This is a genomic window from Pseudomonas sp. P65(2024) (assembly GCF_057480955.1).
The window spans coordinates 160115-184951 of the sequence record NZ_JBLIYX010000004.1; the positions used below are offsets into that span (position 1 = coordinate 160115).

General features: G+C 65.8%; 27 protein-coding genes. 15 read left to right on the forward strand and 12 right to left on the reverse strand.

All coding sequences use genetic code 11. The features are described from left to right. Positions 1–13: 13 nt before the first annotated feature. From AC25MA_RS08250 to AC25MA_RS08265, 4 genes are read left to right on the forward strand one after another with little or no spacing between them, the layout of a single operon-like run. Positions 14–448, forward strand: coding sequence for a DUF4426 domain-containing protein (locus AC25MA_RS08250; RefSeq protein ID WP_028689126.1), 435 nt, complete (start codon positions 14–16; stop codon positions 446–448). Next, positions 445–1041: an RdgB/HAM1 family non-canonical purine NTP pyrophosphatase gene (rdgB, locus tag AC25MA_RS08255; RefSeq protein ID WP_028689127.1), complete on the forward strand. Its 597-nt coding sequence runs from the start codon at positions 445–447 to the stop codon at positions 1039–1041. The genes AC25MA_RS08250 and rdgB overlap by 4 nt, the downstream gene beginning before the upstream one ends. After that, entirely contained in the window at positions 1038–2216 is a 1179-nt protein-coding gene (gene hemW, locus AC25MA_RS08260; protein WP_486971942.1) for a radical SAM family heme chaperone HemW, read from the forward strand. The genes rdgB and hemW overlap by 4 nt, the downstream gene beginning before the upstream one ends. A 9-nt stretch (positions 2217–2225) precedes the next feature. After that, entirely contained in the window at positions 2226–2552 is a 327-nt protein-coding gene (locus AC25MA_RS08265; RefSeq protein ID WP_011531731.1) for a DUF3392 family protein, read from the forward strand. Between the two features lie 328 nt (positions 2553–2880). Here the strand turns inward: AC25MA_RS08265 and trmB are convergent, their stop codons facing one another. From trmB to AC25MA_RS08285, 4 genes are all read right to left on the reverse strand, one after another. Beyond that, complete coding sequence (gene trmB, locus AC25MA_RS08270) at positions 2881–3603, reverse strand: tRNA (guanosine(46)-N7)-methyltransferase TrmB (protein WP_028689129.1); 723 nt, start codon at positions 3601–3603, stop codon at positions 2881–2883. A 9-nt stretch (positions 3604–3612) separates the two neighbouring features. After that, positions 3613–4425 (reverse strand): thiazole synthase, encoded by an 813-nt coding sequence (locus AC25MA_RS08275; RefSeq protein WP_028689130.1) that lies wholly within the window; start codon positions 4423–4425, stop codon positions 3613–3615. Positions 4426–4478: 53 nt separating this feature from the next. Continuing rightward, complete coding sequence (gene thiS, locus AC25MA_RS08280) at positions 4479–4679, reverse strand: sulfur carrier protein ThiS (RefSeq protein ID WP_486971943.1); 201 nt, start codon at positions 4677–4679, stop codon at positions 4479–4481. Between the two features lie 102 nt (positions 4680–4781). Then, positions 4782–5153, reverse strand: a complete 372-nt coding sequence (locus AC25MA_RS08285) for a DUF423 domain-containing protein (protein WP_028689132.1) — start codon at positions 5151–5153, stop codon at positions 4782–4784. A 64-nt stretch (positions 5154–5217) separates the two neighbouring features. Between AC25MA_RS08285 and mtgA the strand changes: the two genes are divergently transcribed. Continuing rightward, on the forward strand, positions 5218–5928 hold the full coding sequence (mtgA, locus tag AC25MA_RS08290; protein ID WP_028689133.1) for a monofunctional biosynthetic peptidoglycan transglycosylase: 711 nt from the start codon (positions 5218–5220) through the stop codon (positions 5926–5928). Between the two features lie 84 nt (positions 5929–6012). Here mtgA and rpoH read toward each other — a convergent pair whose 3' ends face one another. The 4 genes from rpoH to ftsY all read right to left on the reverse strand — a co-directional run bounded on the left by rpoH (position 6013) and on the right by ftsY (position 10252). After that, positions 6013–6867 carry an RNA polymerase sigma factor RpoH gene (rpoH, locus tag AC25MA_RS08295; RefSeq protein WP_028689134.1) on the reverse strand — a complete coding sequence of 285 codons (855 nt, stop codon included), beginning with the start codon at positions 6865–6867 and terminating at the stop codon, positions 6013–6015. A 111-nt stretch (positions 6868–6978) separates the two neighbouring features. Continuing rightward, entirely contained in the window at positions 6979–8007 is a 1029-nt protein-coding gene (gene ftsX, locus AC25MA_RS08300; RefSeq protein WP_486971944.1) for a permease-like cell division protein FtsX, read from the reverse strand. Then, entirely contained in the window at positions 8004–8675 is a 672-nt protein-coding gene (ftsE, locus tag AC25MA_RS08305) for a cell division ATP-binding protein FtsE (RefSeq protein WP_011531723.1), read from the reverse strand. The genes ftsX and ftsE overlap by 4 nt, the downstream gene beginning before the upstream one ends. Further along, complete coding sequence (ftsY, locus tag AC25MA_RS08310; RefSeq protein ID WP_486971945.1) at positions 8672–10252, reverse strand: signal recognition particle-docking protein FtsY; 1581 nt, start codon at positions 10250–10252, stop codon at positions 8672–8674. The genes ftsE and ftsY overlap by 4 nt, the downstream gene beginning before the upstream one ends. Positions 10253–10486: 234 nt before the next feature. Here ftsY and AC25MA_RS08315 point away from each other — a divergent pair, with 234 nt between their 5' ends. Genes AC25MA_RS08315 through AC25MA_RS08330 form a run of 4 tightly spaced genes read left to right on the forward strand, consistent with a single transcriptional unit; the run spans position 10487 to position 14995 of the window. Further along, positions 10487–11842, forward strand: a complete 1356-nt coding sequence (locus AC25MA_RS08315) for a M16 family metallopeptidase (protein ID WP_069016527.1) — start codon at positions 10487–10489, stop codon at positions 11840–11842. Next, entirely contained in the window at positions 11835–13328 is a 1494-nt protein-coding gene (locus tag AC25MA_RS08320) for a M16 family metallopeptidase (protein WP_213882766.1), read from the forward strand. Before AC25MA_RS08315 ends, AC25MA_RS08320 begins: the two co-directional genes overlap by 8 nt. Next, positions 13328–13942, forward strand: a complete 615-nt coding sequence (gene rsmD, locus AC25MA_RS08325; RefSeq protein WP_062362807.1) for a 16S rRNA (guanine(966)-N(2))-methyltransferase RsmD — start codon at positions 13328–13330, stop codon at positions 13940–13942. The genes AC25MA_RS08320 and rsmD overlap by 1 nt, the downstream gene beginning before the upstream one ends. Before the next feature lie 60 nt (positions 13943–14002). Beyond that, the gene (locus AC25MA_RS08330; protein ID WP_069016525.1) at positions 14003–14995 is read left to right on the forward strand and encodes a hydrolase; all 993 of its coding nucleotides are present in this window, start codon (positions 14003–14005) and stop codon (positions 14993–14995) included. An 89-nt stretch (positions 14996–15084) separates the two neighbouring features. Here the strand turns inward: AC25MA_RS08330 and AC25MA_RS08335 are convergent, their stop codons facing one another. Both AC25MA_RS08335 and AC25MA_RS08340 read right to left on the reverse strand, forming a co-directional pair. Continuing rightward, a complete protein-coding gene (locus AC25MA_RS08335) occupies positions 15085–15939 on the reverse strand; it encodes a sulfurtransferase (protein WP_069016524.1) in 855 nt (284 codons plus the stop codon). Between the two features lie 35 nt (positions 15940–15974). Then, the gene (locus AC25MA_RS08340; RefSeq protein WP_028689142.1) at positions 15975–16640 is read right to left on the reverse strand and encodes a TetR/AcrR family transcriptional regulator; all 666 of its coding nucleotides are present in this window, start codon (positions 16638–16640) and stop codon (positions 15975–15977) included. A gap of 143 nt (positions 16641–16783) precedes the next feature. On the opposite strand from AC25MA_RS08340, the gene AC25MA_RS08345 reads away from it, so the two are divergent. From AC25MA_RS08345 to ggt, 6 genes are all read left to right on the forward strand, one after another. Next, positions 16784–18214, forward strand: coding sequence for a coniferyl aldehyde dehydrogenase (locus AC25MA_RS08345; protein ID WP_062362805.1), 1431 nt, complete (start codon positions 16784–16786; stop codon positions 18212–18214). A 12-nt stretch (positions 18215–18226) separates the two neighbouring features. Continuing rightward, positions 18227–18712 (forward strand): twin-arginine translocation pathway signal protein, encoded by a 486-nt coding sequence (locus AC25MA_RS08350; RefSeq protein ID WP_486971946.1) that lies wholly within the window; start codon positions 18227–18229, stop codon positions 18710–18712. A 23-nt stretch (positions 18713–18735) separates the two neighbouring features. Further along, positions 18736–20334 carry a GMC family oxidoreductase gene (locus AC25MA_RS08355; RefSeq protein ID WP_062362802.1) on the forward strand — a complete coding sequence of 533 codons (1599 nt, stop codon included), beginning with the start codon at positions 18736–18738 and terminating at the stop codon, positions 20332–20334. 111 nt (positions 20335–20445) lie between these two features. Then, positions 20446–20925 carry a pantetheine-phosphate adenylyltransferase gene (gene coaD / locus AC25MA_RS08360; protein WP_028689146.1) on the forward strand — a complete coding sequence of 160 codons (480 nt, stop codon included), beginning with the start codon at positions 20446–20448 and terminating at the stop codon, positions 20923–20925. A gap of 109 nt (positions 20926–21034) precedes the next feature. Beyond that, the gene (locus AC25MA_RS08365; protein WP_011531711.1) at positions 21035–21286 is read left to right on the forward strand and encodes a YfhL family 4Fe-4S dicluster ferredoxin; all 252 of its coding nucleotides are present in this window, start codon (positions 21035–21037) and stop codon (positions 21284–21286) included. Continuing rightward, positions 21286–22968 carry a gamma-glutamyltransferase gene (ggt, locus tag AC25MA_RS08370; protein ID WP_062362799.1) on the forward strand — a complete coding sequence of 561 codons (1683 nt, stop codon included), beginning with the start codon at positions 21286–21288 and terminating at the stop codon, positions 22966–22968. Before AC25MA_RS08365 ends, ggt begins: the two co-directional genes overlap by 1 nt. Positions 22969–23028: 60 nt before the next feature. Here the strand turns inward: ggt and mutM are convergent, their stop codons facing one another. After that, a complete protein-coding gene (mutM, locus tag AC25MA_RS08375; RefSeq protein ID WP_486971294.1) occupies positions 23029–23841 on the reverse strand; it encodes a bifunctional DNA-formamidopyrimidine glycosylase/DNA-(apurinic or apyrimidinic site) lyase in 813 nt (270 codons plus the stop codon). Positions 23842–23844: 3 nt separating this feature from the next. After that, complete coding sequence (locus tag AC25MA_RS08380; RefSeq protein ID WP_172402408.1) at positions 23845–24663, reverse strand: HDOD domain-containing protein; 819 nt, start codon at positions 24661–24663, stop codon at positions 23845–23847. Between the last annotated feature and the right edge of the window lie 174 nt (positions 24664–24837).

The following is a 24837-nucleotide window of genomic DNA, read 5'->3' on the forward strand; positions in this document are numbered from 1 at the left end:
GAGGAATGGGATCATGCGTCGACTAGCACTGTTTCTGATCAGCCTATGCCTGGCCTTGCCGGTACTGGCTGCCGATGCCGCCAAGCCGGAGCGCAAGGAAGTGTTCGGCGACGTGACGGTCCACTACAGCGCCTTCACCTCGAGCATGCTGCAACCGGACATCGCCGCCGCCACGGGCCTGACCCGCAGCAAGAACCAGGGCGTGCTCAACATCGCCGTGCTCAAGGCCGAAAAGCCTTCGACAGCGGTCGTCAGCGGCACGGTGAAGGACCTGACCGGGCGCAGCAACCCGCTGTCGTTCAAGCAGATCACCGACCAGGGCGCGGTCTACTACATCGCCCAGTTCAAGATCGACCAGGCCGAGACTGTCACCTTCGATATCAACGTCGAAACGGGTGGCGTCAGCCATAAACTCAGCTTCAACCAGGAAGTATTCCCAGGCGAATGATGAATCTTACGCAACTCGTATTGGCCAGCCACAACGCCGGCAAGCTCAAGGAACTGCAGGCCATGCTCGGCGAGTCCGTGCACCTGCGTTCGATCGGCGAATTCAGCCAGGTGGAGCCGGAAGAGACCGGCCTGTCGTTCGTCGAGAACGCCATCCTCAAGGCGCGCAACGCCGCACGCATCTCCGGCCTGCCGGCCCTGGCCGACGACTCGGGCCTGGCGGTGGACTTCCTCGGCGGCGCGCCGGGCATCTACTCGGCGCGCTACGCCGACGGCAAGGGCGACGCGGCAAACAACGCCAAGCTGCTCGAAGCGCTCAAGGACGTGCCTGAAGAACAGCGCGGCGCGCAGTTCGTCTGCGTCCTGGCCCTGGTGCGCCATGCCGACGATCCGCTGCCAATCCTCTGCGAAGGCCTGTGGCACGGTAGCATCCTGTTCGAGGCCAGCGGCGAGCATGGCTTCGGCTATGACCCGCTGTTCTGGGTCCCGGAGCGCAACTGCTCCAGCGCCGACCTCGCTCCGGTCGACAAGAACCAGCTCAGCCACCGCGCCCGCGCCATGGCCCTGCTGCGTCAACGTCTGGGCCTGGCATGACCGAAAAGCTGTTCGTGCAACCGGCGGGCCTGATCCTTCCCGAGCTACCGCCGCTGTCGCTGTACATCCATATACCCTGGTGCGTGCGCAAATGCCCGTACTGCGACTTCAACTCGCACCAGGCAGGCCCCACGCTACCAGAAGCCGAATACATCGACGCCCTGCTGGCCGATCTCGACCAGGAACTGCCTGCCGTCCAGGGTCGTTCCATCAGCACGATCTTCTTCGGCGGCGGCACCCCCAGCCTGTTCAGCGCTGATGCGCTGGGTCGCCTGCTGCGCGGAGTCGAGCAACGCATCCCGTTCGCCCCGGACATCGAGATCACCCTCGAGGCCAACCCAGGCACCTTCGAGCAGGAGAAGTTCAAGGCCTACCGGCAGACCGGAATCAACCGCCTGTCCATCGGCGTGCAGAGTTTCCAGCCTGCCAAGCTCGAGAAGCTCGGGCGCATCCACAATGGTGCCGAAGCGGTACGCGCCGCCGACATGGCCCGTGCGGCAGGCTTCGACAACTTCAACATGGACCTGATGCACGGCTTGCCGGACCAGTCGCTCGACGACGCCCTGGGCGACCTGCGTCAGGCCATCGAACTGGCGCCGACGCACCTGTCCTGGTACCAGTTGACGGTAGAGCCGAACACGGTGTTCTGGAACCAGCCGCCCGAGCTGCCCAAGGACGACATCCTCTGGGATATCCAGGAAGCCGGCCAGGCGCTGATGGCCGAGCACGGTTACCGCCAGTACGAAGTCTCGGCCTACGCCCAGGCCGACCGTGCCGCGCGGCACAACCTGAACTACTGGCGCTTCGGCGACTTCATCGGCATCGGTGCCGGCGCCCATGGCAAACTGTCGTTCCCCGACGGACGCATCCTGCGCACCTGGAAGACCCGCCTGCCCAAGGACTACCTGAACCCGGCCAAGCCGTTCAAGGCCGGCGAGAAGCTGTTGCCGGCCGATGAGCTACCCTTCGAGTTCCTGATGAACGCCCTGCGCCTCACCGACGGGGTGGAAGCCGAACTGTTCAGCCTGCGCACCGGCCTGCCCCTGGCGCAGCTGGCCGAAGCCCGCCGTGAAGCCGAACAAAAAGGCCTTTTGCGGGTCGAACCGGATCGGCTGGCAGCCACGCCGCGCGGCCAGCTGTTCCTCAACGACCTGCTGCAGTACTTCTTGAATTAAGGATGACCCATGGACCTGGTACTTGACCTGCTCTCGACCGTTTCCCGCTGGAGCCGCAGCAACCTGTCGGAAATCTCGCTGGCCCTGGTGGGCTGCCTGCTGGTGCTGTTCGGCACCGATATCAAGGGTTGGGTGGAAGGCCGCCTGGGTGGTCTGGCCGGCGCCCTGCGGGTGCCGTTCATGGCGCTGCTGGTGATGATCGGCAGCGGCGCGGCACTGATCTATGCGACGCCGTGGATCGTGAAGGGGCTGGGGCAGTTCAACAACTATGCGCTGGCACCGGTGCTGCTGGTGGTGCTGGTATTGATTGGGGTCGTCGCTGATCGGCGGGGCTGACTGCTTGCTAAAAGCCGCCCTGGCGAGCCAGGACGGCTTCTCACCCGACTAACCCTTAGCGGGCATCGTCAAAGTGATCGCGCAGGAAGTCCCTGGCGGTCCTGAAAACGATCAGGATCCGAACCAGCGTCCAGACGCGGCTCAGCGTATTCAGCAAACGCGTCCTGTATTCGAGGCCATCCTAAGATCCAGTTGTGACTGTCTCCAGTGGTGTTCGTGGGATAGGCTTCGTAACCCGAGGCCCGCATAAAAAAACCGCCCTTCTCAAGGCGGTTTTTTTGTACCTGCAATCTCGCAGGCTTGAAGGACAGCGCCGAACGAATCCGGCTCAGCTCACCTTCTCGAACTTCAAGTCCCACACCCCATGCCCAAGGCGCTCCCCACGGCGCTCGAACTTGGTGATCGGCCGTTCTTCCGGGCGCGGTACATAGGCGCCATCAGCCGCCTGGTTGCGATAGCCTGGCGCTGCGCTCATCACTTCCAGCATGTATTCGGCATAGGGCTCCCAGTCGGTCGCCATGTGGAATACGCCACCGGGCTTGAGCTTGCGGCGCACCAGCTCGGCGAACTCCAGTTGAACGATCCGGCGCTTGTGGTGACGGGCCTTATGCCACGGATCCGGGAAGAACAGCATCAGGCGGTCGAGGCTGTTGTCGGCCACGCAGCGGTTAAGCACTTCGATGGCATCGCAATCGTAAACCCGCAGGTTCTTCAAGCCTTGGGTCAGCACGCCATTTAGCAACGCACCGACACCCGGACGGTGCACTTCGACGCCGATAAAGTCCAGCTCCGGCGAGGCGGCTGCCATCTCCAGCAGCGAGTGCCCCATACCGAAGCCGATCTCCAGGGTGCGCGGCGCCGAACGGCCGAACACCTGGTCGTAGTCCACCGGGCTGTCGGTCAGCGGCAGGATGAACAGCGGACCACCCTGCTCCAGGCCGCGTTGCTGGCCTTCGGTCATGCGCCCGGCGCGCATCACGAAGCTCTTGATGCGGCGGTGCGGGCGGGCTTCGCCGTCTTCGGTGATCGGCGTTTCTTGCGATTCAGTCATCTGGGGCTCTTACTTGATCAGACCTTCCAGCGGCGAGGACGCGCTGGCATAGAGTTTCTTCGGCATGCGCCCGGCGAGATACGCCATGCGGCCGGCAAGGATGGCGTGCTTCATGGCCTCGGCCATCAGCACTGGCTGCTGGGCGTGGGCAATGGCCGAGTTCATCAGCACTGCCTCGCACCCCATCTCCATGGCGATGGTGGCGTCGGAAGCAGTACCCACGCCAGCATCGACCAGCACCGGCACCTTGGATTCCTCGAGGATGATCTGCAGGTTGTAGGGGTTGCAGATACCCAGGCCGGTGCCGATCAGGCCGGCCAGCGGCATGACGGCAATGCAGCCGGCTTCGGCCAACTGGCGGGCGATGATCGGGTCATCGCTGGTGTAGACCATCACGTCGAAGCCGTCCTTGACCAGCACTTCGGCGGCCTTGAGGGTTTCGATCACATTGGGGAACAGGGTCTTCTGGTCGGCCAGCACTTCCAGCTTCACCAGTGTCCGCTCCTCGTGGGACTTGTGCCCGTCGAGCAGCTCACGGGCCAGGCGGCAGGTACGCACCGCCTCGACCGCATCGAAGCAACCCGCGGTGTTCGGCAGGATGGTGTACTTGTCGGGCGACAGCACATCGAGCAGGTTCGGTTCGCCCGCGTTCTGGCCGAGGTTGGTGCGACGCACGGCCACGGTGACGATCTCGGCACCCGAGGCCTCGGTGGCCAGGCGGGTTTCTTCCATGTCACGGTACTTGCCGGTGCCGACCAGCAGGCGCGACTGGAAAGTGCGCCCGGCCAGGACGAAAGGCTTGTCGCTGCGAACGTTGCTCATCGATGTTCCTCTGGAAAGGTTACGGGGCTTCTGGATGAATCGGCGAGACGTGCTCAACCACCGCCAATGGCATGAACCACTTCGACCTGGTCGCCTTCGCTCAATCGCGTGCTCTCGTGCTGGCTGCGCGGCACGATGTCCAGGTTCAGTTCAACCGCCACCCGGCGACCAGCCAGCTCCAGCCGGCCCAGCAGCGCCGCGACGCTCAAGCCGTCGGGCAGTTCGTAAGGCTCACCGTTCAATTGAATGCGCATGCGCACGGCCACCATTGTTCTTTGGGGCCCGCATTCTAGCCCCGATCCACCTCGCAACCCAAGGGCGATGCGCGCCATTAGTCGCGATTGTGGACCGTTCGGTCAGCCCAGGCGCCAGGCGGCCAGGCCCAGGCACAGCCAGCCGGCGAGCAAGCACAGGCCGCCCAGCGGAGTGATCATGCCGAGCTTGCTCAGGCCGCTCAGGGTCAGTACGTAGAGGCTACCGGAGAACAGCAGGATACCCACCGCGAACAGACCGCCGGCCCAGCCGACCAGGCGCCCCGGCAGGTGCGCCGACAGCACCGCCACCGCGAGAATCGCCAGTGCGTGCACCAGTTGGTAGCTCACGCCGGTATGGAAGATCGCCAGGTAGTCGGCGCTGAGACGGCTCTTCAGGCCATGTGCGGCGAAGGCGCCGAGGGCCACGCCGGTAAAACCGAAGAACGCGGCGAGCATCAGGAAGCTGCGAAGCATGGGACGACTCCTCGGGAGGGGTCTGTATAATGGCCCGTTCCAACGGTCCGGCCAAGCCATCACCATGCTCTCATCTCTCCTGCGCCGCCTCTCCCGCGCCCTGCTCTGGTTCGCCGCCGGCAGCGCCGCCGTGGTCCTGGTGCTGCGCTGGGTTCCACCGCCCGGCACCGCGCTGATGGTCGAGCGCAAGGTGGAGTCGTGGTTCAGCGGCGAGCCCATCGACCTGCAACGCGACTGGACGCCCTGGGAGGACATCTCCGACGAACTCAAGGTCGCGGTCATCGCCGGCGAGGACCAGAAGTTCGCCAGCCACTGGGGCTTCGACATCCCGGCGATCCAGGCGGCGCTGGCCTACAACGAGCGTGGCGGCAAGGTGCGTGGCGCCAGCACGCTGACCCAGCAGGTGGCCAAGAACCTGTTCCTGTGGTCCGGACGCAGTTGGCTGCGCAAGGGGCTGGAGGCCTGGTTCACCGCGCTGATCGAGCTGTTCTGGTCGAAGGAACGGATTCTCGAGGTCTACCTGAACAGCGCCGAATGGGGCAAGGGCGTGTTCGGTGCCCAGGCCGCGGCACGCTACCACTTCGGCGTGGACGCCAGCCGCCTGACGCGACAACAGGCCGCACAACTCGCCGCGGTGCTGCCTAGCCCGATCAAATGGAGTGCCAGCCGGCCAAGCGCCTATGTGGCGAGCCGCGCGGGGTGGATTCGCCGGCAGATGAGCCAGCTGGGTGGGCCGAGCTACCTGATGCAACTGGATACTTCGCGCAGGCTTTGAGGCACGCTCCCACGCGCCACAACACACGAAAAAGCCGCTGTCTCTTGCGAGAACAGCGGCTTTTTCACTCCAGCCAGGCGCCGATCAGATCGTGATCAATGCCTTGACCTTGTTCATCGCGTTCTTCTCCAGCTGGCGAATACGCTCGGCCGAAACGCTGTATTTCTCCGCCAGCTCATGCAGCGTGGCCTTTTCTTCGGCCAGCCAGCGCTGATAGAGGATATCGCGGCTGCGATCGTCCAGGCCTTGCAGCGCTTCATGCAGGTTGCTGGTGGAGTTGTCGCTCCAATCGGCGTCCTCCAGCTGCACGGCCGGGTCGTAACGGTGGTCTTCCAGGTAATGCGCGGGCGACTGGAAGGCACTGTCGTCGTCGGCTTCGGCCGCCGGGTCAAAGGCCATGTCCTGGCCGCTCAGGCGGCTTTCCATCTCGCGTACTTCACGGGGCTCGACACCAAGGCTTTCGGCCACGCGATGCACTTCGTCGTTATTCAACCAGGCCAGACGTTTCTTCTGGCTGCGCAGGTTGAAGAACAGCTTGCGCTGGGCCTTGGTGGTGGCCACCTTGACGATGCGCCAGTTGCGCAGGATGAACTCGTGGATCTCGGCTTTGATCCAGTGCACCGCGAAGGACACCAGACGCACGCCCATTTCCGGGTTGAAACGCTTTACCGCCTTCATCAGGCCGACGTTGCCTTCCTGGATCAGGTCGGCCTGGGCCAGCCCGTAGCCTGCATAGCTACGGGCGATGTGTACGACGAAACGCAGGTGGGCCATCACCATTTGCCGAGCGGCCTCGAGATCCTGCTCGTAATAGAGACGCTCGGCCAGATCACGCTCCTGCTCCGGCGACAGCAATGGGATGCTGTTGACCGTGTGCACATAGGCTTCCAGGTTTGCACCGGGAACCAGGGCATAGGCAGGTTGCAACGATGTGGTCATTCAAGTACCTCCAGCTTACAGACTCGTGCCTTGTGGGCACTGCCAGCATAGACAAGGAACCGTTGTACAAGTTCCAGGATGAAAAATTTGTCAATACTGGCCATGAAACATTTATCGCGGTGCCAGCTCGTTCAAGTGACGAGCGACGGCGATCCATGCACCGATATACCCCAACAACACCGCCCCGATCAAGAGTGAAAGGCCATCCGAGGCCGGTACGCCACCCAGGGCGAAATCACTGCCATACAGCCCGGACAGCCCGACCACCGCGTCGTTCAGCCAGTTCAGGCCGAACGCCAGGATGCCCCAGGCCAGCACGCCCGCACCCAGGCCGTACAGGGCGCCCATGTACAGGAAAGGCCGGCGTACGTAGCTGTCGGTGCCGCCGACGAGCTTGATCACTTCGATCTCGACCCGGCGGTTTTCGATATGTAGACGAATTGTGTTACCGATTACTAACAGCAGAGCGGAAATCAGCATTACCGCCAGGCCGAAGACGAACCGGTCTCCCAGCTTGAGAATCGCCGCCAGGCGCTCGACCCACACCAGGTCCAGCTGCGCCGCTTCCACCCGCGGCAGCTCGGACAGACGCTGACGCAAGGCTTCCAGGGCCGGCTTGTCGACCTCGGTCGGGGTCACCACCACCACGCCGGGCAGTGGATTGTCCGGCAACTCGCGCAGCGCCTCGCCCAGGCCTGACTGCTGCTGGAACTCTTCCAGCGCCTGCTCGCGACTGACGTACTGGGCCTCGGCGACGCCCGGCATGCCCTTGATCTCGTTACGCAAGGCCTCGCCATCACGGCTGCTGGCATCAAGCTTGAGATACAACGAAATCTGCGCCGCGCGCTGCCAGGAACCGCCGAGTTTCTCGACGTTCTTCAGCAGCAGCGACAGGCCCATGGGCATGCTCAGCGCCACAGCCATCACCAGGCAGGTGAAGAAACTGCCGATCGGCTGCTTGCCCAGCCGGCGCAGGCTGTCGGCCAGGCTGGCGCGGTGGCTTTCCAGCCAGGCGTGCAGCAGGGTGCTGAAGTCCGGGCCGTCATCGTCGTGGTCGCCACGCTTCTTCTTCGCCGGTTGCGGGTCGGCGGCTTTCGGCGCCACGCGCTCGGAAACCTTTGGTGTACGTGTGGTGCTCATTGCCCGGCCTCCCCATCGCCGATCAAGCGGCCGCGTTGCAGCGTCAGCATGCGGTGGCGCATGCGCGCGATCAGCGCCAGGTCGTGACTGGCGATCAATACCGTGGTGCCCAGGCGGTTGATGTCCTCGAACACGCCCATGATCTCGGCGGCCAGGCGCGGGTCGAGGTTACCGGTAGGTTCGTCCGCCAGCAGCAGGGCCGGCTGGTGGACGATGGCGCGGGCAATGCCCACGCGCTGCTGTTGGCCGGTGGACAGGTCGGCCGGGAACAGCTCGCCTTTGTCGCTCAGCGACACGCGCTCCAGCGCCGAATCCACGCGCTTGGCGATCTCGGCCTTGGACAGCCCGAGGATCTGCAGCGGCAGGGCGATGTTGTTGAACACCGTGCGGTCGAACAGCAGTTGGTGGTTCTGGAACACCACGCCGATCTGCCGGCGCAGGAACGGAATCTGCGCGTTGCTGATCTGGCCCAGGTCCTGCCCGGCCAGCAGCAGCTTGCCGCTGGTCGGACGCTCCATGGCCAGCAGCAGGCGCAGCAGGGTGCTCTTGCCGGCGCCGGAGTGGCCGGTGACGAACAGGAACTCGCCACGACGCGCCCGGAAGCTCAGTTCGTGCAGGCCGACATGGCCATTGGGATAGCGCTTGGCTACCTGTTCGAATCGGATCATGAAGGTTCCCGCTCGGCGAACAGCGCCTTGACGAAGGGTTCGGCCTCGAAGGTGCGCAGGTCATCGATACCCTCGCCCACACCGATGAAGCGGATCGGGATGTTGAACTGCTTGGCCAGGGCGAAGATGACGCCGCCCTTGGCGGTGCCGTCCAGCTTGGTCAGGGCCAGGCCGGTCAGCTCGACGCTCTGGTTGAAGTACTTGGCCTGGCTGATGGCGTTCTGCCCGGTACCGGCGTCGAGCACCAGCAGCACCTCGTGGGGCGCCTCGGCGTCGAGCTTGCCGATTACCCGACGGACCTTCTTCAGCTCTTCCATCAGGTTGTCCTTGGTGTGCAGGCGACCGGCGGTGTCGGCGATCAGCACATCGACGCCACGGGCCTTGGCGGCCTGCACCGCGTCGAAGATCACCGAGGCCGAGTCGGCGCCGGTGTGCTGGGCGATGACCGGGATCTGGTTGCGCTCGCCCCAGACCTGCAACTGCTCCACCGCCGCGGCGCGGAAGGTGTCGCCGGCAGCCAGCATGACCTTCTTGCCTTCCAACTGCAGCTTCTTGGCCAGCTTGCCGATGGTGGTGGTCTTGCCGGCGCCGTTCACGCCGACCACCAGGATCACGTAGGGCTTGCTCTGCGCCTCGATCTTAAGCGGCTGCTCGACCGGGCGCAGCAGGGCGGCCAGTTCGTCCTGCAGCGACTTGTACAGGGCGTCGGCGTCGGCCAGTTGCTTGCGGGCGACCTTCTGCGTCAGGTTCTGGACGATGGTCGAGGTGGCCTCGACACCGACGTCGGCGGTCAGCAGACGGGTCTCGATCTCGTCGAGCAGGTCGTCGTCGATGACCTTCTTGCCCAGGAACAGGCTGGCCATGCCCTCGCCGATGCTGGCGCTGGTCTTCGACAGGCCCTGCTTGAGGCGGGCGAAAAAGCCCTGCTTGGCAGGCTCGGCGGCGACTGGCGCAGGTTCGACGGCAGCCGGAGCGACAGGCACTTCGGGTTCAGGCTCAACCACAGGGGCAACAACCACCGGGGCGGGCTCGGGCACCACCACCTCAGGGGCCGGGCGCTCGGGAATGACCGGCGGCGCCTTGGGTTCGAGGTCCGCCACCAATGCAACCGGCTCTTCCGCGACCGGCAGCACCAGGTTGCTCAAGGGTGCAGGTGGCGCTGGCTCAACCATGGCCGTCGGCAGGTCCGCCGCATTCGCGGGCAAGCCCTCAGTCACAGGAGCCTGCGGCGCGTGTACCTGAACAACAGGCTCAGCCTCGACCACCAGGGCAGGCTCGACCGGGACGTCCACCGGCACGGGCTGGGCGGGTTCAGCCACCTGGGTGGGTTGCACCACCTGCGGAGCAACCGGTTCAGGCTCGGCCGGCACGCTGACTGGCGCAGGCTGGGGGGCCTCGGCCAGCGGAGCAGGCTGCTCGGCGGGAGGTTGCTGTACCACCGGCGCCTCGACGGGCGGTTGGGGGGCTTGCGGCTGTTCGGCGACAGGTTGCTCCGGCTTCTTGCGGAACCAGCTGAACAGGCCTTTCTTCTCGCCAGCCGCGGCCGGCGCTTTTTTGTCGTCGTTGGAACCAAACATGGAAGACGGCTATCTCAGGGTAGCGATGCGCCAGCAGTGGCGCACCGGGAATTCTTAACTCACGCAGAACAGACTACTGTGAAGCCAGCGGGTTCATGCGCAACGTTTTGTCGTAAGGGCCTGTGGGCCAGAACGGCGACAGGCATGGTCGCCAGGCAACCGGATCAGTATCCTAGCACCTCCTGGCCCGCCGACGCTAAACCCAAGCGGGCCGCCGAACAGGTTGAACACCGTATGAATGCTCTAGCCCGCCGCGCCGCTGGCCTGTTGCTCGGCACGCTGTGCCTGCCGCTGGCGGCCTTCGCCGCCGATGTGCAACCCACCCACGAATTCATTCTCGACAACGGCCTGAAAGTGGTCGTGCGCGAGGACCACCGTGCGCCGGTAGTGGTTTCGCAGATCTGGTACAAGGTCGGCTCCAGCTACGAGACGCCGGGTCAGACCGGCCTGTCCCATGCCCTTGAGCACATGATGTTCAAAGGCAGCGCCAAGCTCGCCCCCGGCGAAGCCTCGCGCATACTGCGCGATCTCGGCGCCGAGGAGAACGCCTTCACCAGCGACGACTACACCGCCTACTACCAGGTGCTGGCCCGTGACCGCCTGCCGGTGGCCTTCGAGCTGGAAGCCGACCGCCTGGCCAGCCTGCGCCTGCCAGCCGACGAGTTCAGCCGCGAGATCGAGGTGATCAAGGAAGAGCGCCGCCTGCGCACCGACGACCAGCCCAACGCCAAGGCCTTCGAGCTGTTCCGCGCCATGGCGTACCCGGCCAGCGGCTACCACACCCCGACCATCGGCTGGATGGCCGACCTCGAGCGCATGAAGGTCGAGGAACTGCGCCACTGGTACGAGTCCTGGTACGCGCCGAACAACGCCACCCTGGTGGTGGTCGGCGACGTCAAGCCCGACGAGGTGAAAGCCCTCGCGCAGAAATACTTCGGCCCGATCCCCAAGCGCGCCGTGCCACCCAGCAAGCTGCCGCTGGAACTGGCCGAGCCAGGCCTGCGCCAGCTCACTCTGCACCTGCGCACGCAACTGCCCAGCCTGGTCTACGGCTTCAATGTGCCCGCCCTGGCCACGGCCAAGGACCCGCGCAGCGTCAACGCCCTGCGCCTGATCTCGGCCCTGCTCGACGGCGGCTACAGTGCCCGCATGCCGGCGCGCCTGGAGCGCGGCCAGGAACTGGTGGCCGGTGCCTCGTCCAGCTACAACGCCTTCACCCGCGGTGACAGCCTGTTCATGATCTCGGCCACGCCCAACGTGCAGAAGCACAAGACCCTGGCCGAGGTGGAAAAAGGCATCTGGCAGCTGCTCGACGAGCTTAAGACCACGCCGCCGACCGCCGAGGAACTCGAGCGCGTGCGCGCCCAGGTAATCGCCGGCCTGGTCTACGACCGCGATTCCATCAGCAGCCAGGCCACCACCATCGGCCAGCTGGAGACCGTCGGCCTCTCCTGGAAGCTGATCGACAGCGAGCTCGACGACCTCAAGCGCGTGACCCCGGAAGACATCCAGACCGCCGCCCGCACCTATTTCACCCGCGAACGCCTGAGCGTTGCCCATGTACTGCCCGAGGAGTCCGCCCATGAGTGATCGCAGCGCACCGCGCTACACCCTGTTCGGCTTGGCGATCATCGTGCTGGTGGTGGCTGTCGCCGCGCTGCTGGCGCGCCCGGCCCAGTCCGACAGCCAAGGCAAGGCAGACACCGCGGCCCGCCCGGCCAACACCCTGCAATCGCTGGCCGAACTGGACAGCAAGGCCCCCAGCCGGCGCCAGCTGAACATCCAGCACTGGTCCACTGCCGAAGGCGCCCGCGTGCTGTTCGTCGAGGCCCGCGAGCTGCCGATGTTCGACCTGCGCGTGACCTTCGCCGCCGGCAGCAGTCAAGACGGCGGCACCCCGGGCCTGGCCACCCTGACCAACGCCATGCTCAACGAGGGCGTGGCCGGCAAGGACGTCACCGCCATCGCCGAAGGCTTCGAAGGCCTGGGCGCCGACTTCGGCAATGGTTCGTACCGCGACATGGCCGTGGCGTCGCTGCGCAGTCTCAGCGCCAGCGACAAGCGCGAGCCGGCGCTGAAGCTGTTCACCGAGGTGGTGGGCCAGCCGACCTTCCCCGAGGACGCCCTCAAGCGCATCAAGAACCAGCTGCTGGCCGGTTTCGAATACGAAAAGCAGAACCCGGGCAAGATCGCCGGCAAGACCCTGTTCGCCAACCTCTACGGTAAACACCCCTACGCCAGCCCCAGCGACGGCACCGCCGAAACCATCCCCGGCATTACCCTGGAACAGCTGCGCGGCTTCCACGCCAAGGCCTACGCGGCCGGCAACGCGGTGATCGCCCTGGTCGGCGATCTCAGCCGCGGCGAAGCCGAAGCCATTGCCGCCCAGGTCTCCGCCGGCCTGCCCAAGGGCCCGGCCCTGGCCAAGCCCGAGCAACCGGTCGAGCCCACGCCGGGCACGACCCATATCGATTTCCCGTCCAAGCAGACCCACCTGATGCTGGCCGAGCTGGGCATCGACCGTAACGATCCGGACTGGCCGGCCCTGTCGCTGGGCAACCAGATCCTCGGTGGCGGCGCCTTCGGTACCCGCCTGATGAGCGAAGTGCGCGAAAAACGCGGCCTGACCTACGGCGTGTACTCGGTGTTCAGCCCGATGCAGGTGCGCGGCCCGTTCATGATCAACCTGCAGACCCGTGCCGAGCTCAGCGAGGGCACGCTCAAGCTGGTCCGGGATATCCTTGCCGACTACCTCAAGAGCGGCCCGACCCAGCAGGAGCTGGACGACGCCAAGCGCGAACTGGCCGGCAGCTTCCCGCTGTCCAACGCCAGCAATGCCAGCATCGTCGGCCAACTGGGCGCGATCGGCTTCTACAACTTGCCGCTGAGCTGGCTGGAAGATTTCATGCAGCAATCCCAGGCGCTGACCGTCGAACAGGTCAAGGCCGCCATGAACAAGCATCTGGCGGCGGACAAGCTGGTGATCGTCACCGTCGGCCCGAAGGTGGCCCAGCAGCCCCTGCCGGCCCCCACTGACAAACCCGCCGAGCAGCCGCTCGGCGTACCGGAGCACTAATGGCAAGACCCAACACCCCAGCGCGCCCGGCACCGGGCGCCAGCAAGGGCCCCGGCCAGCTGCGCATCATCGCCGGCGAGTGGCGCAGCCGCCGTCTGGCCGTGCCGGAAGGCGAAGGCCTGCGGCCGACGCCTGACCGCGTGCGCGAGACCCTGTTCAACTGGCTGGCGCCGCATATCGAAGGCGCCCTGGTGCTCGACGCCTTCACCGGCAGCGGCGCGCTGGTGCTGGAGGCCTTGTCTCGCGGCGCCGAAAACGCCGTGGCGCTGGACAGCAACCCGGCGGCCATCGTCAATCTCAAGAACAACCTCGAGCTGCTGCGCTGCCCGCGCGGGCAGATCCTGCAGACCGACGCCCTGCGCTACCTGCAAGGCCCGGCCAAACAGCAGTTCGATGTGGTGTTCCTCGACCCGCCGTTCCACCAGGACCTGCTGGCCAACACCTGCAACCTGCTGGAGCAGGGCCAGTGGCTGCGCGAGCAGGCGTGGATCTACACCGAAAGCGAAGCCGTGCCCTCCTCGCTGCCGATGCCGGGCAACTGGCGCCTGCACCGCGAGAAGAAGACCGGCCAGGTGCACTACGCGTTGTGGCAACGAGCGGGCACCGACCAATAGCGCAGGTACAGTGGCGGTGTTTCATGGCACTCTAGGCAGGCACACCACGAGTCGCCCAGCATGCCCAGCCTCACCGCCACCTTCCGTCCGGCCACCGGCCTGTCCAACCCTCACCTGCAGACACTGTGGGGGCCTCTCTGGCGCAAGCTCCCGGACCTGCCGCGCAACCGCGAGCGCCTGTGGCTGGCCGACGGCGACTTCCTCGACCTCGACTGGCACGGACCGCACCAACCCGACGCGCCGTTGGTGCTGGTGCTCCATGGCCTCACCGGCTCGTCCAATTCGCCCTACGTCAAAGGCCTGCAACTGGCCTTGCAGGGGCGTGGCTGGGCCAGCGTCGCGGTGAACTGGCGCGGCTGCTCGGGCGAGCCCAACCTGCTGGCGCGCAGCTACCACTCCGGGGCCAGCGAAGACCTGGCCGAGACCATCCGCCACCTGCGGGCGCAGCGGCCGCTGGCACCGCTGTATGCCGTGGGCTATTCGCTGGGCGGCAATGTGCTGCTCAAGTACCTGGGAGAAAGTGGCTCGTCCAGCCAACTGGAAGCGGCGGTGGCGGTGTCGGTACCGTTTCGCCTGGACCAGTGCGCCGACCGCATCGGCCTGGGATTTTCGAAGATCTACCAGGCGCATTTCATGCGCGCGATGATGGCGTACGTGAAGGACAAGCAGCGGCACTTTCGCAATCAAGGTCACCATGAAGGGTTGGCAACCCTCGAGCGCCTTGGCCCATTGCGCAACCTGCGCACCTTCTGGGACTTCGACGGCAAGGTGACCGCGCCACTCAATGGCTTCAGCGATGCCCATGACTACTACCGCCGGGCGTCCAGCCGCTATTACCTGGGAGAAAACCGCACGCCGACGCTGATCATCCATGCCAGCGATGATCCGTTCGTGTTCGGTCACAGCCTGCCGACTGCCGACGAACTGGCGCCACTGACGCAGTTCGAACTGCACAATCGCGGTGGCCATGTCGGGTTCATCGAGGGCAGCCTGCGCAATCCGGGGTATTACCTGGAACGGCGGATCCCGCAGTGGCTGATGGAAGAGCGATAGTCTCCATCCAGGAATATGGCTGAGGGAAGGCTTCGTGGGAGCGGGCTTGCCCCGCGATAGCATCACCGGGCCCACTCCCGCCTCACGAATTACTCGCCAGTGGCCACGCCGCGCTGCGGATCGTTGATCCACTCACTCCACGACCCGGCATACAGCCGCCCCAGCGGATATCCCGCGAGCGCCAGGGCAAACAGGTTGTGGCAGGCGGTCACGCCAGAGCCGCAATAGGCCACCAGGTCCTGCGGCGAACGGCCGGCCAGCTTTTCGGCAAAACGCTGCTTCAGCGTGTCGGCCGGCAGGAAACGCCCGTCGGCGCCAAGGTTTTCGGTGAACGCCGCGCACTGGGCGCCCGGAATGTGCCCGGCCACCGGGTCGATCGGCTCCACCTCGCCACGAAAACGCGGCAACCCGCGGGCATCGATCAGGGTCAGCGTCGGATCGTTCAGGCGCTTGCCCAGGTGTGTGGCGTCGATCAGCAGCTTCATGTCCGGCTCGCCACTGAACGTCCCCTCGCGACGCGCGGGCGGGTCGAGGCTCAACGGCAGGTGGGCGGCGTGCCAGGCCTTGAGGCCGCCGTCGAGAATGAACACCGCATCGCGCTTGCCCAGCCAGGCCAGCAGCCACCACGCACGGGCAGCGAAGGCGCCGGGGCCATCGTCGTAGAGCACCACCTGGCTATCGTTGTCCACGCCCCACTCGCGCAGGCGCTCCACCAGCCGCTGCGGATCGGGCAGCGGGTGACGACCGGTGCGACCCTTGACCACCGGCCCGCTCAGATCACGCTCGAGGTCGGCGAAATGCGCCCCGGCGATATGCCCCTCGGCATAACTACGTTGGCCGTAGTCGACATCTTCCAGGGCAAAGCGGCAATCGAGGATCACCAGGCCGGGCGCTTCCAGGCGTTCGGCCAGCTGTTGCGGGGTGATCAGTTGCGCAAGGGGCATGACAATCTCCTGATGAATGGCTCGAAGACCCCGGGTCACTGCTCCAGGGCCTGGTTGAACGGAACGTGGAACTCATCGCACAACGCCTGCACCGCGGCACGCGAGTCTGGAGTGACATACCCCAGTTCCAGCACCACCACCTGATAGACGCCACGCATGAACGCTTCTTCACCCAGGTGCGCGCAATGCTCGCGGGTGGTGCTGAGAAAACGCACCCAGGAGGTCAGCACGATCCATGCGTTGATAGTCAGCGACTCGATCTGCGGGCCGTCCATGCTCAGGATGCCGGCCTCGACGAAGCCCCGGTAGATCGCCTGCCCCTGCAGCAGGCAGCGCCGCGAGAAGCGCCGATAACGGGCCGCCAGCTCCGGGTCGCTGTCGAGCAGGTGCTCCAGGTCGCGGTGCAGGAAACGGTAGTTCCACATCGCCGCCAGCAACGCCTTGAGGTAGAAGCGCTTGTCCTCGACGGTGGCAATGCGGCCCTGGGGCGGGCGCAGGAAACTGTCGACCAGCTCTTCGTACTGGTTGAACAGCACGGCGATGATCGCCTGCTTGTTGGGGAAGTGGTAGTACAGGTTGCCGGGCGAGATCTCCATGTGCGCGGCAATGTGGTTGGTGCTGACGCAACGCTCGCCCTGCTGGTTGAACAGCTCCAGGCTGCTCTGCACGATGCGCTCTCGGGTCTTCATGCGCGGGGCCATGCTCAGCTCCAGTCTCCAGCTTGATTGATCGAGCCCATCTTACGGCTTCCCGCAGGTCGGGTGCACCGCCGGCCAGGTGAAAATAGTGCACCATCGTACCAATTAGAGTATATACTCTATTCACTTACCACCCCGGAGCCGCCATGACCTCGCCTGCCGTTCTCCCTCCTGTGCAATCCGACCTCGACCTGCAAGCGACGTTCGACGTCCTGCGTCGGGCCTTCGCCGCTAACCCGATGCCCGCCGCCGCGCAGCGTCGGCAGTGGCTGAAAAGCCTGCGCGAGGCGCTGCTGGCCGAGCAGGAGACGCTGATTGCGACCATCGACGCCGACTTCAGCGGCCGCAGCCGCGACGAGACCCTGATCGCCGAGCTGATGCCGTCGGTGCTCGGCCTGCGCGATGCGGAAAAACAGCTGGGGCGCTGGATGCGCGCCTCGCGGCGCAAGGTCGGCCTGGCCTTCCAGCCCGCCAGCGCGCGGGTGGAGTACCAGCCACTGGGAGTGGTGGGGATCATCGTGCCGTGGAACTACCCGCTGTTCCTCGCCATCGGCCCGTTGACCGGCGCCCTGGCCGCCGGCAACCGGGTGATGCTCAAACTCAGCGAATCCACGCCCGCCAGCGGACAGGCCATCAAGGACCTGCTCGAACGGGTGTTCCCCAATGACCTGGTCAGTGTAGTACTGGGCGAGGTGGAAGTCGGCCAGGCCTTTGCCCGCCTGCCGTTCGACCACCTGCTGTTCACCGGGGCCACCAGCGTCGGCCGTCATGTGATGCTGGCCGCCGCGCAGAACCTCACCCCAGTGACCCTTGAGCTGGGCGGCAAGTCACCGGCCATCGTCTCAACCGATGTGTCGTTGGACACCGCCGCCGAACGCATCGCCTTCGGCAAGACCCTCAATGCCGGCCAGACCTGCGTCGCCCCCGACTACGTGCTGGTGCCCCGCGAGCGCCTGGACGCCTTCGCCGAGGCTTACCGGCGCGCCGTGCACCGCTTCTATCCGCGCCTGACTGATAACCCCGACTACAGTGCGATCATCAACGAGCGCCAGCTCGCTCGCCTCAACCGCCTGCTCGACGATGCCCGCGAGCAAGGCGCCCAAGTGATCGATCTCTACCCCGACGAGCCCCGCCAAGGCCGCCATCTGCCGCCACACCTGTTGTTGCAGGTGAACGACGGCATGCAGGTAATGCAGGACGAGATCTTCGGCCCGTTGCTGCCCCTGGTGCCCTACGACCGTCTGGATGACGCCCTGGCCTACATCAACCAGCGTCCCCGACCCCTGGCGCTCTACTATTTCGGCTACGACAAGGGCGAACAGGCACGGGTTCTACGCGACACCCACTCCGGTGGCGTCTGCCTCAACGACACCCTGCTGCACGTGGCCCAGGACGACTTGCCGTTCGGCGGCGTCGGCCCGTCCGGCATGGGCCACTACCATGGCCACGACGGTTTCCTGACCTTCAGCAAGGCCAAGGCCGTGCTGGCCAAGCAGCGCATCAATGCTGCCAAGACGATCTACCCGCCCTATGGCAAGGCCTTGCAGCGCCTGGTCTACAAGCTGTTCATCCGCTGAGCGCCGGCGCACATGCATCGTCGCGACCTGCTCAGGTTCAGCTTCGGCGCCAGCCTGTTTCTGGGTGCCACCAGCCTGGTCGGCTGTGCGCCACAGGCGGCCTCGCCCGGTTATCAGGTCCTGCGCGATGACGACCTGCCTCTGCTGCAAGCCCTGGTACCCGTCGTGCTGGCGGGTACCCAGGCTTCCACCGAATGGGTGTTGCACAGCCTCGACCACAAGCTGGCGGCGCTGTCGCCCGCCATGCTCAAGCTGACCCGGCAACTGTTCGACGTGCTCACCCTGCCCCTGACCCGAGGACCGCTGACCGGTATCTGGGACGGCTGGGCCAGCGCCACGGATAGCGAGCTGGAGCGCTTTCTCGAACGCTGGCGGGACAGTTCGCTGAACCTGCTGCGCCAGGGCCATGCCTCGCTGCTGCAACTGCTGCTCATGGCCTGGTATGAGCGCCCCGAGGCCTGGGCGGCATGCGGCTACCCAGGGCCGCCGAAGATCTGACCCACCGACAAGAGCATCGCCAAATGCCCGTCCCCGACCCGTTTCGCCAAGGCCTCGCCCGAGGCTGGATCACCCACGATGGCTCGCGCCTGGAGCAGGACCTGAGCCTGGAAGCCGACGTCGCCGTGATCGGCAGTGGCGCGGGCGGCGCCACAACCGCCGAACGGCTGAGCGCGGCCGGCCTGAAGGTACTGCTGATCGAGGAAGGCCCGCTGAAGACCAGCAGCGACTTCCACCTGCTGGAGCACGAAGCCTATGCCGATCTCTACCAGGAGGGCCTGGGCCGCCTGAGCAAGGACGGCGCCATTACCATCCTGCAGGGTCGGGCGGTGGGCGGCACCACCCTGGTCAACTGGACCTCGAGTTTCCGCACGCCGCCGCAGACCCTGGAGCACTGGGCCCGTGAACATGGGGTCAAGGGCCTGGACAGCGACAGCCTGAAACCCTGGTTCGAACGCATGGAGCAGCACCTGGGCATCAGCCCCTGGATGATGCCGCCCAATGCCAACAACGATGTGCTGCGTCGCGGCTGCGAGGCGCTCGGCCTGCGCTGGGCGGTGATACCGCGCAACGTGCGCGGTTGCTGGAACCTGGGTTACTGCGGCATGGGCTGCCCGGTCAACGCCAAGCAGTCGATGCTGGTCACCAGCATTCCGGCCACTCTCGAGCAAGGCGGCGAACTGCTCTACCTGGCCCGCGCCGAGCGCTTCAGCCACGATGGCCAACGTATCGACCACCTGCAATGCCAGGCCCTGGACGCCCAGGGGATCGAGCCCACGGGGCGCCAGGTGCGGGTGCGCGCCCGGCATTACGTACTGGCCGGAGGCGGCATCAATAGCCCAGCGCTGCTGCTGCGCTCCGAAGCGCCCGACCCCCACCAGCGCCTGGGCAAACGCACCTTCCTGCACCTGGTCAACTTCAGCGCCGCGCAGTTCGAGGCGAAGATCGACCCGTACTACGGCGCGCCGCAGTCGATCTACAGCGACCAGTTCCAATGGCAGGACGGCGTCGCCGGCCCGGTCGGCTACAAGCTCGAAGTCCCGCCGCTGCACCCGGCCCTGGCCAGCACCCTGCTCGGTGGCCATGGCCAGGACAATGCCCTGCGCATGGCCGAGCTGCCCCATACCCACGTGATGCTGGCGCTGCTGCGCGATGGTTTCCACCCGGACAGCCCCGGCGGCCAGGTGGAGTTGCGTGGCGATGGCTCGCCGGTGCTCGACTACCCAGTCACCGACTACCTTCACGACGGGCTGCGCCGGGCCTGGCACAGCATGGCACAGATCCAGTTCGCCGCCGGTGCCCGCCGGGTGCTGCCGGTGCATGGCGATGCCCGGTATGTCGATAACCCGGAACAGGCCAAGGCGTTGATCGACAGCCTGCCCCTGGAACTGTTTCGCATGCGCCTGGGCAGCGCCCACGTCATGGGCGGCTGCGCCCTGGGCGAGGATCCGCGCCAGGCGGTGTGCGACAGCCTGGGCCGGCATCACCAGCTGGAAAACCTGTCGGTCCACGACGGTTCGCTGTTCCCCACCAGCATAGGCGCCAACCCGCAGCTTTCGGTCTACGCCTTGACCGCCCTGCTTAGCGAAGCGCTGGCTGGCCGCCTGGCACCCAGCGCATGACAGCCAATAGCCATGCTGTCTATAGTGCCATCGACCGGCCACGCGACTTGGCCGGGCGCAGTCGCTGCGCTACCATCCGACTCCCCAACGCACTCCAGCCAGGATGACGCGATGAACCGAGTGTTGTACCCGGGTACTTTCGACCCCATTACCAAAGGCCATGGCGACTTGGTCGAGCGCGCCTCGCGCCTGTTCGACCATGTGATCATCGCCGTGGCGGCCAGCCCCAAGAAAAACCCCCTGTTCCCCTTGGAGCAACGGGTAGCGCTGGCCCGCGAGGTCACCAAGCACCTGCCCAATGTCGAAGTCATCGGCTTTTCCTCGCTGCTGGCGCATTTCGCCAAGGAGCAGAACGCCAACGTGTTCCTGCGCGGCCTGCGCGCGGTATCCGACTTCGAGTACGAGTTCCAACTGGCCAACATGAACCGCCAGCTGGCGCCGGACGTCGAGAGCCTGTTCCTTACGCCCTCCGAGCGCTATTCGTTCATTTCTTCGACATTGGTTCGGGAAATCGCCGCGTTGGGCGGTGATATCAGCAAGTTCGTCCACCCTGCCGTTGCCGACGCGCTGACCGAGCGCTTTCGCAAGTAAGCCGCGCGGTCACGATGTCGCGCCCGCGTGCACTGCGGGCGCGAATCCGGCACAATTGTGCCCATCGCTTTGAACCATGCCCGGGCCCAACGCCCCGGCCGGAGTCCCCATGTCCCTGATCATCACCGACGATTGCATCAACTGCGACGTCTGCGAACCCGAGTGCCCGAACGCCGCCATCTCGCAAGGCGAAGAGATCTATGTGATCGACCCGAACCTGTGCACCCAGTGTGTCGGCCACTATGACGAGCCCCAGTGCCAGCAAGTCTGTCCGGTGGACTGCATCCCCCTGGATGAAGCCCACCCGGAAACCGAAGACGAACTGATGGCCAAATACCGCCGGATCACCGGCAAGGCCTGATGCCGTTCGTCGCCGCGCTTCGCCACGCAGCCCTCGGCGCCCTCCTGGCGCTGCTGGCCCATGGCGCCCTGGCCGCCGGGCCAGGCCAGGCGGCGATCGCCAGCCCGCACGGTGAAGCCACCGCGGCGGCAAGGCAGATCCTGCAGCAAGGCGGCAATGCCTTCGATGCCGCCGTGGCCATCGGCGCCACGCTGGCCGTTGTCGAACCCTACGGCTCCGGCCTTGGCGGCGGCGGGTTCTTCCTGCTGCGCGAGAGCGCTGACAGCCCACGCTATGCCTTCCTCGACGCCCGCGAGCGCGCCCCGGCCGCCGCCCGGGCCGACATGTACCTGAAGAATGGCAAGGTCCAACCAGGATTGTCGATCAACGGCCCATTGGCCGCTGCCATCCCTGGCTTGCCCCAGGCACTGGCCGACCTGGCCGCGACCCACGGCAAGCTGCCGCTCAAGGACAGCCTGGCCCCGGCCATCCGCCTGGCCAACCAGGGCTTTGCCGTCGACCGCATTTACCGCGACCGCGCGACCATGCGTCTGAGCGCCCTGCGCGACAATGCCGAAAGCGCCCGGTTGTTCCTCGCCGGCAACGACGTACCGGCACTCGGCACGGTGATTCGCCAACCGGAACTGGCCGCGACCCTGCAGGCCATGGCCGAGCACGGCCGCGACGGCTTCTACCGTGGCCCGACGGCCCACCGCCTGGTCGACGGCGTGCGCCAGGCCGGCGGTGTCTGGACCCTCGATGACCTCGCCGGCTACCACACCGCCTGGCGCGAGCCGCTGCGCTATCCACTGGCCGACCAGCGCGAGCTGATCAGCAGTCCACCGCCCTCGGCCGGTGGCGTGGCCCTGGCCCAGAGCCTGGCCATGCTCCAGCGCCTGCCCTGGCAGAGCGCCGAACCGGTGCAGCGCAGCCATTATGTTATCGAAGTGCTGCGCCGCGCCTACCGCGACCGTGGCCTGCTGGGCGACCCGGACTACGTGGCCAACCCCATCAACCGCCTGCTGGCGCGCCAGTACCTGACCGGCCTGGCCGACAGCATCGACGTGCGCCAGGCCACCCCCAGCAGCGCCCTGCCCCCTTCACCGGCCTGGCGCGAAGGCGACCACACCACCCACTTCACGGTGATCGACGCCGACGGCAATGCCGTGTCCGCCACGCTGTCGGTCAACCTGCCATTCGGCGCGGCATTCAGCGTGCCCGGCACCGGCGTGGTGCTGAACAACGAGATGGACGACTTCGCCGCCGACCCCACCGGCAGCAACAGCTATGGGTTGGCCGGCAGCCAGGCCAACGCGGTGGCGGCGGGCAAGCGGCCCTTGTCGAGCATGAGCCCGACCTTCATCGAAAGCCCCAGCCAGTTCGCCAGCTTCGGCACGCCGGGCGGCAGCCGGATTCCGAGCATGGTGCTGCTGTCGGTGATGGGGTTCCTCGAAGGACGGCCGGTGGCCGAGTGGCCGGCGACGCCGCGCTATCACCATCAGTACCTGCCGGATGTGGTGGAGCATGAGCCGGGGACGTTCAGTTCTGGGCAAATGGCCCAGCTCGAGGAGCGTGGATATCGGCTGAAGGATGTCGGGCGCCAATACGGGAATCAGCAGGTGCTGTACTGGGACAAAGCTGGCGGGACCGTGGAGGCGGCCAGTGACCCCAGGGGTGTAGGGCAGGCGGCGATAGTCGACTGATCCGGCCCTGTCGCGGGGCAAGCCCGCTCCAACGAGAGCGAGCCAACAAGGCCTGCGGCATCAACGCTGGCATTTCGGGCAGAACACGCTCGCCCGCTGCCCCAGCTTCACTTCACGCAACTCGGTGCCACACACCTTGCACGGCTGACCACCGCGTCCATAGACGAACAGTTCCTGCTGGAAGTACCCCGGCTGCCCATCGCCTCCGATGAAGTCGCGCAAGGTGGTCCCGCCCTGCTCGATGGCCGCCGCCAGCACCCGCTTGATCTCGATCGCCAGCTTCAGGTAGCGCGCCCGGGAGATTCCACCTGCCTCGCGGCGCGGGTCGATCCCGGCGGCGAACAGTGCTTCGGTGGCGTAGATGTTGCCCACGCCCACCACCACGGCGTTGTCCATGATGAACGGCTTGACCGCCATCGAGCGCCCCCGGGACAGCTGGAACAGCCGCTCGCCGTCGAACAGCTCGGTCAGCGGCTCCGGCCCCAGGCGAATCAGCAGTTCATGGTTGAGCGGATCGACGCTCCAGAGCATGGCCCCGAAACGGCGCGGGTCGGTATAGCGCAGCATCAGCCCTGACTCGAGCTCAATATCCACATGCTCGTGCTTGGCCGCCGGCAAGCCCAGTTCGACCAGGCGCAGGTTGCCCGACATACCCAGGTGACTGATCAAGGTGCCGACCTCAGCGTTGATCAGCAGGTACTTGGCGCGGCGCTCGACGCTGACGATATGCTGCCCCGACAGGCGCACGTCGAGGTCTTCCGGGATCGGCCAGCGCAGGCGCCGGTCGCGCACCACCACGCGGCTGACCCGCTGCCCTTCCAGGTGGGGCGCGATGCCGCGCCGCGTCGTCTCGACCTCTGGCAGTTCCGGCATGACTCAGTGCCCGCCCATTTCGCGGATGTTCTGCTTGAGCTGCTCGAAGTCGTATTCGGTCAGGCCGATGTAATCCAGCACCAGCGGGCCAACCATGTTCCACTCGTGATCGACGCTCTGGTTGCCCAGCACGCGGTAGGAGGCGCAAATGTGCTCGGACATCTTCAGCACCGCCAGCAAGTTCTTCAGCTGGGTCTGGGTATTGCGCGAGGATTCGTCGCGGAACACCGCCAGGGCGTTGTGGTGGTTGGCGATGGCGGCGCTGATGTGCTCCGGCAGGCGCCAGGACTTGGCGGTGAAATAGCCGACCACCGAGTGGTTGGTGTTGAACACGCGGTTCTCGGTGTCCACCACACGGACCTCGTCATTGGTCTTGGCGTAGGACTCCTCCAGCACTTCCATGTAGTTGGGGAAACGCTTGTGCATCAACGGCACGCCGCAGTCGTGGAACAGGCCCAGGGTGTAGGCCTCGTCCACCGCCTGGATGCCGGTGCGCTTGGCCAGGGTCAGGCAGGTCATGGCCACGTCCTGGGCGGTGTCCCAGAACGGGTTGAGGGTGACGATGGTCTCGTCGGTCATTTCACCCCTGATCGACTGGGCGTTGATCAGGTTGATGATCGAACGGCTGCCCAGCAGGTTCACGGCGCGCTGGATCGAACCGATCTTGTTCGCCAGGCCGAACTGCGCCGAGTTGACCAGTTTCAGCAAGGCGCCGGAAAGGCCCGGGTCCTGGCTGATCAGCTTGGCGATGGTCTCAAGGTCCGGGTCGGGCATGTACTGCTCGAACTGCAGGTCGACCATGATCTGCGGCTGCGGCGGGATGGTGATGCCCTGCAGGGCTTGCTGGATCTGTTCGGCGGTAAGTTCCTGGGACATTCGTGCATTCTCGCTGGGGACGGGGGATTCTAACCCTGTACGCCGGTAGGGTAACTATCAGTGGATCGTTGGACCCCAAAATTTCTTTAGCCATGGGCGCGGACCACTTGGTCGAACCCA

Bases quoted from the DNA above. Each gene is read 5' to 3' on its own strand.
- AC25MA_RS08250 (WP_028689126.1), top strand. From the start codon at position 14: ATGCGTCGACTAGCACTGTTTCTGATCAGCCTATGCCTGGCCTTGCCG.
- rdgB (WP_028689127.1), top strand. From the start codon at position 445: ATGATGAATCTTACGCAACTCGTATTGGCCAGCCACAACGCCGGCAAG.
- hemW (WP_486971942.1), top strand. From the start codon at position 1,038: ATGACCGAAAAGCTGTTCGTGCAACCGGCGGGCCTGATCCTTCCCGAG.
- AC25MA_RS08265 (WP_011531731.1), top strand. From the start codon at position 2,226: ATGGACCTGGTACTTGACCTGCTCTCGACCGTTTCCCGCTGGAGCCGC.
- trmB (WP_028689129.1), bottom strand. From the start codon at position 3,603: ATGACTGAATCGCAAGAAACGCCGATCACCGAAGACGGCGAAGCCCGC.
- AC25MA_RS08275 (WP_028689130.1), bottom strand. From the start codon at position 4,425: ATGAGCAACGTTCGCAGCGACAAGCCTTTCGTCCTGGCCGGGCGCACT.
- thiS (WP_486971943.1), bottom strand. From the start codon at position 4,679: ATGCGCATTCAATTGAACGGTGAGCCTTACGAACTGCCCGACGGCTTG.
- AC25MA_RS08285 (WP_028689132.1), bottom strand. From the start codon at position 5,153: ATGCTTCGCAGCTTCCTGATGCTCGCCGCGTTCTTCGGTTTTACCGGC.
- mtgA (WP_028689133.1), top strand. From the start codon at position 5,218: ATGCTCTCATCTCTCCTGCGCCGCCTCTCCCGCGCCCTGCTCTGGTTC.
- rpoH (WP_028689134.1), bottom strand. From the start codon at position 6,867: ATGACCACATCGTTGCAACCTGCCTATGCCCTGGTTCCCGGTGCAAAC.
- ftsX (WP_486971944.1), bottom strand. From the start codon at position 8,007: ATGAGCACCACACGTACACCAAAGGTTTCCGAGCGCGTGGCGCCGAAA.
- ftsE (WP_011531723.1), bottom strand. From the start codon at position 8,675: ATGATCCGATTCGAACAGGTAGCCAAGCGCTATCCCAATGGCCATGTC.
- ftsY (WP_486971945.1), bottom strand. From the start codon at position 10,252: ATGTTTGGTTCCAACGACGACAAAAAAGCGCCGGCCGCGGCTGGCGAG.
- AC25MA_RS08315 (WP_069016527.1), top strand. From the start codon at position 10,487: ATGAATGCTCTAGCCCGCCGCGCCGCTGGCCTGTTGCTCGGCACGCTG.
- AC25MA_RS08320 (WP_213882766.1), top strand. From the start codon at position 11,835: ATGAGTGATCGCAGCGCACCGCGCTACACCCTGTTCGGCTTGGCGATC.
- rsmD (WP_062362807.1), top strand. From the start codon at position 13,328: ATGGCAAGACCCAACACCCCAGCGCGCCCGGCACCGGGCGCCAGCAAG.
- AC25MA_RS08330 (WP_069016525.1), top strand. From the start codon at position 14,003: ATGCCCAGCCTCACCGCCACCTTCCGTCCGGCCACCGGCCTGTCCAAC.
- AC25MA_RS08335 (WP_069016524.1), bottom strand. From the start codon at position 15,939: ATGCCCCTTGCGCAACTGATCACCCCGCAACAGCTGGCCGAACGCCTG.
- AC25MA_RS08340 (WP_028689142.1), bottom strand. From the start codon at position 16,640: ATGGCCCCGCGCATGAAGACCCGAGAGCGCATCGTGCAGAGCAGCCTG.
- AC25MA_RS08345 (WP_062362805.1), top strand. From the start codon at position 16,784: ATGACCTCGCCTGCCGTTCTCCCTCCTGTGCAATCCGACCTCGACCTG.
- AC25MA_RS08350 (WP_486971946.1), top strand. From the start codon at position 18,227: ATGCATCGTCGCGACCTGCTCAGGTTCAGCTTCGGCGCCAGCCTGTTT.
- AC25MA_RS08355 (WP_062362802.1), top strand. From the start codon at position 18,736: ATGCCCGTCCCCGACCCGTTTCGCCAAGGCCTCGCCCGAGGCTGGATC.
- coaD (WP_028689146.1), top strand. From the start codon at position 20,446: ATGAACCGAGTGTTGTACCCGGGTACTTTCGACCCCATTACCAAAGGC.
- AC25MA_RS08365 (WP_011531711.1), top strand. From the start codon at position 21,035: ATGTCCCTGATCATCACCGACGATTGCATCAACTGCGACGTCTGCGAA.
- ggt (WP_062362799.1), top strand. From the start codon at position 21,286: ATGCCGTTCGTCGCCGCGCTTCGCCACGCAGCCCTCGGCGCCCTCCTG.
- mutM (WP_486971294.1), bottom strand. From the start codon at position 23,841: ATGCCGGAACTGCCAGAGGTCGAGACGACGCGGCGCGGCATCGCGCCC.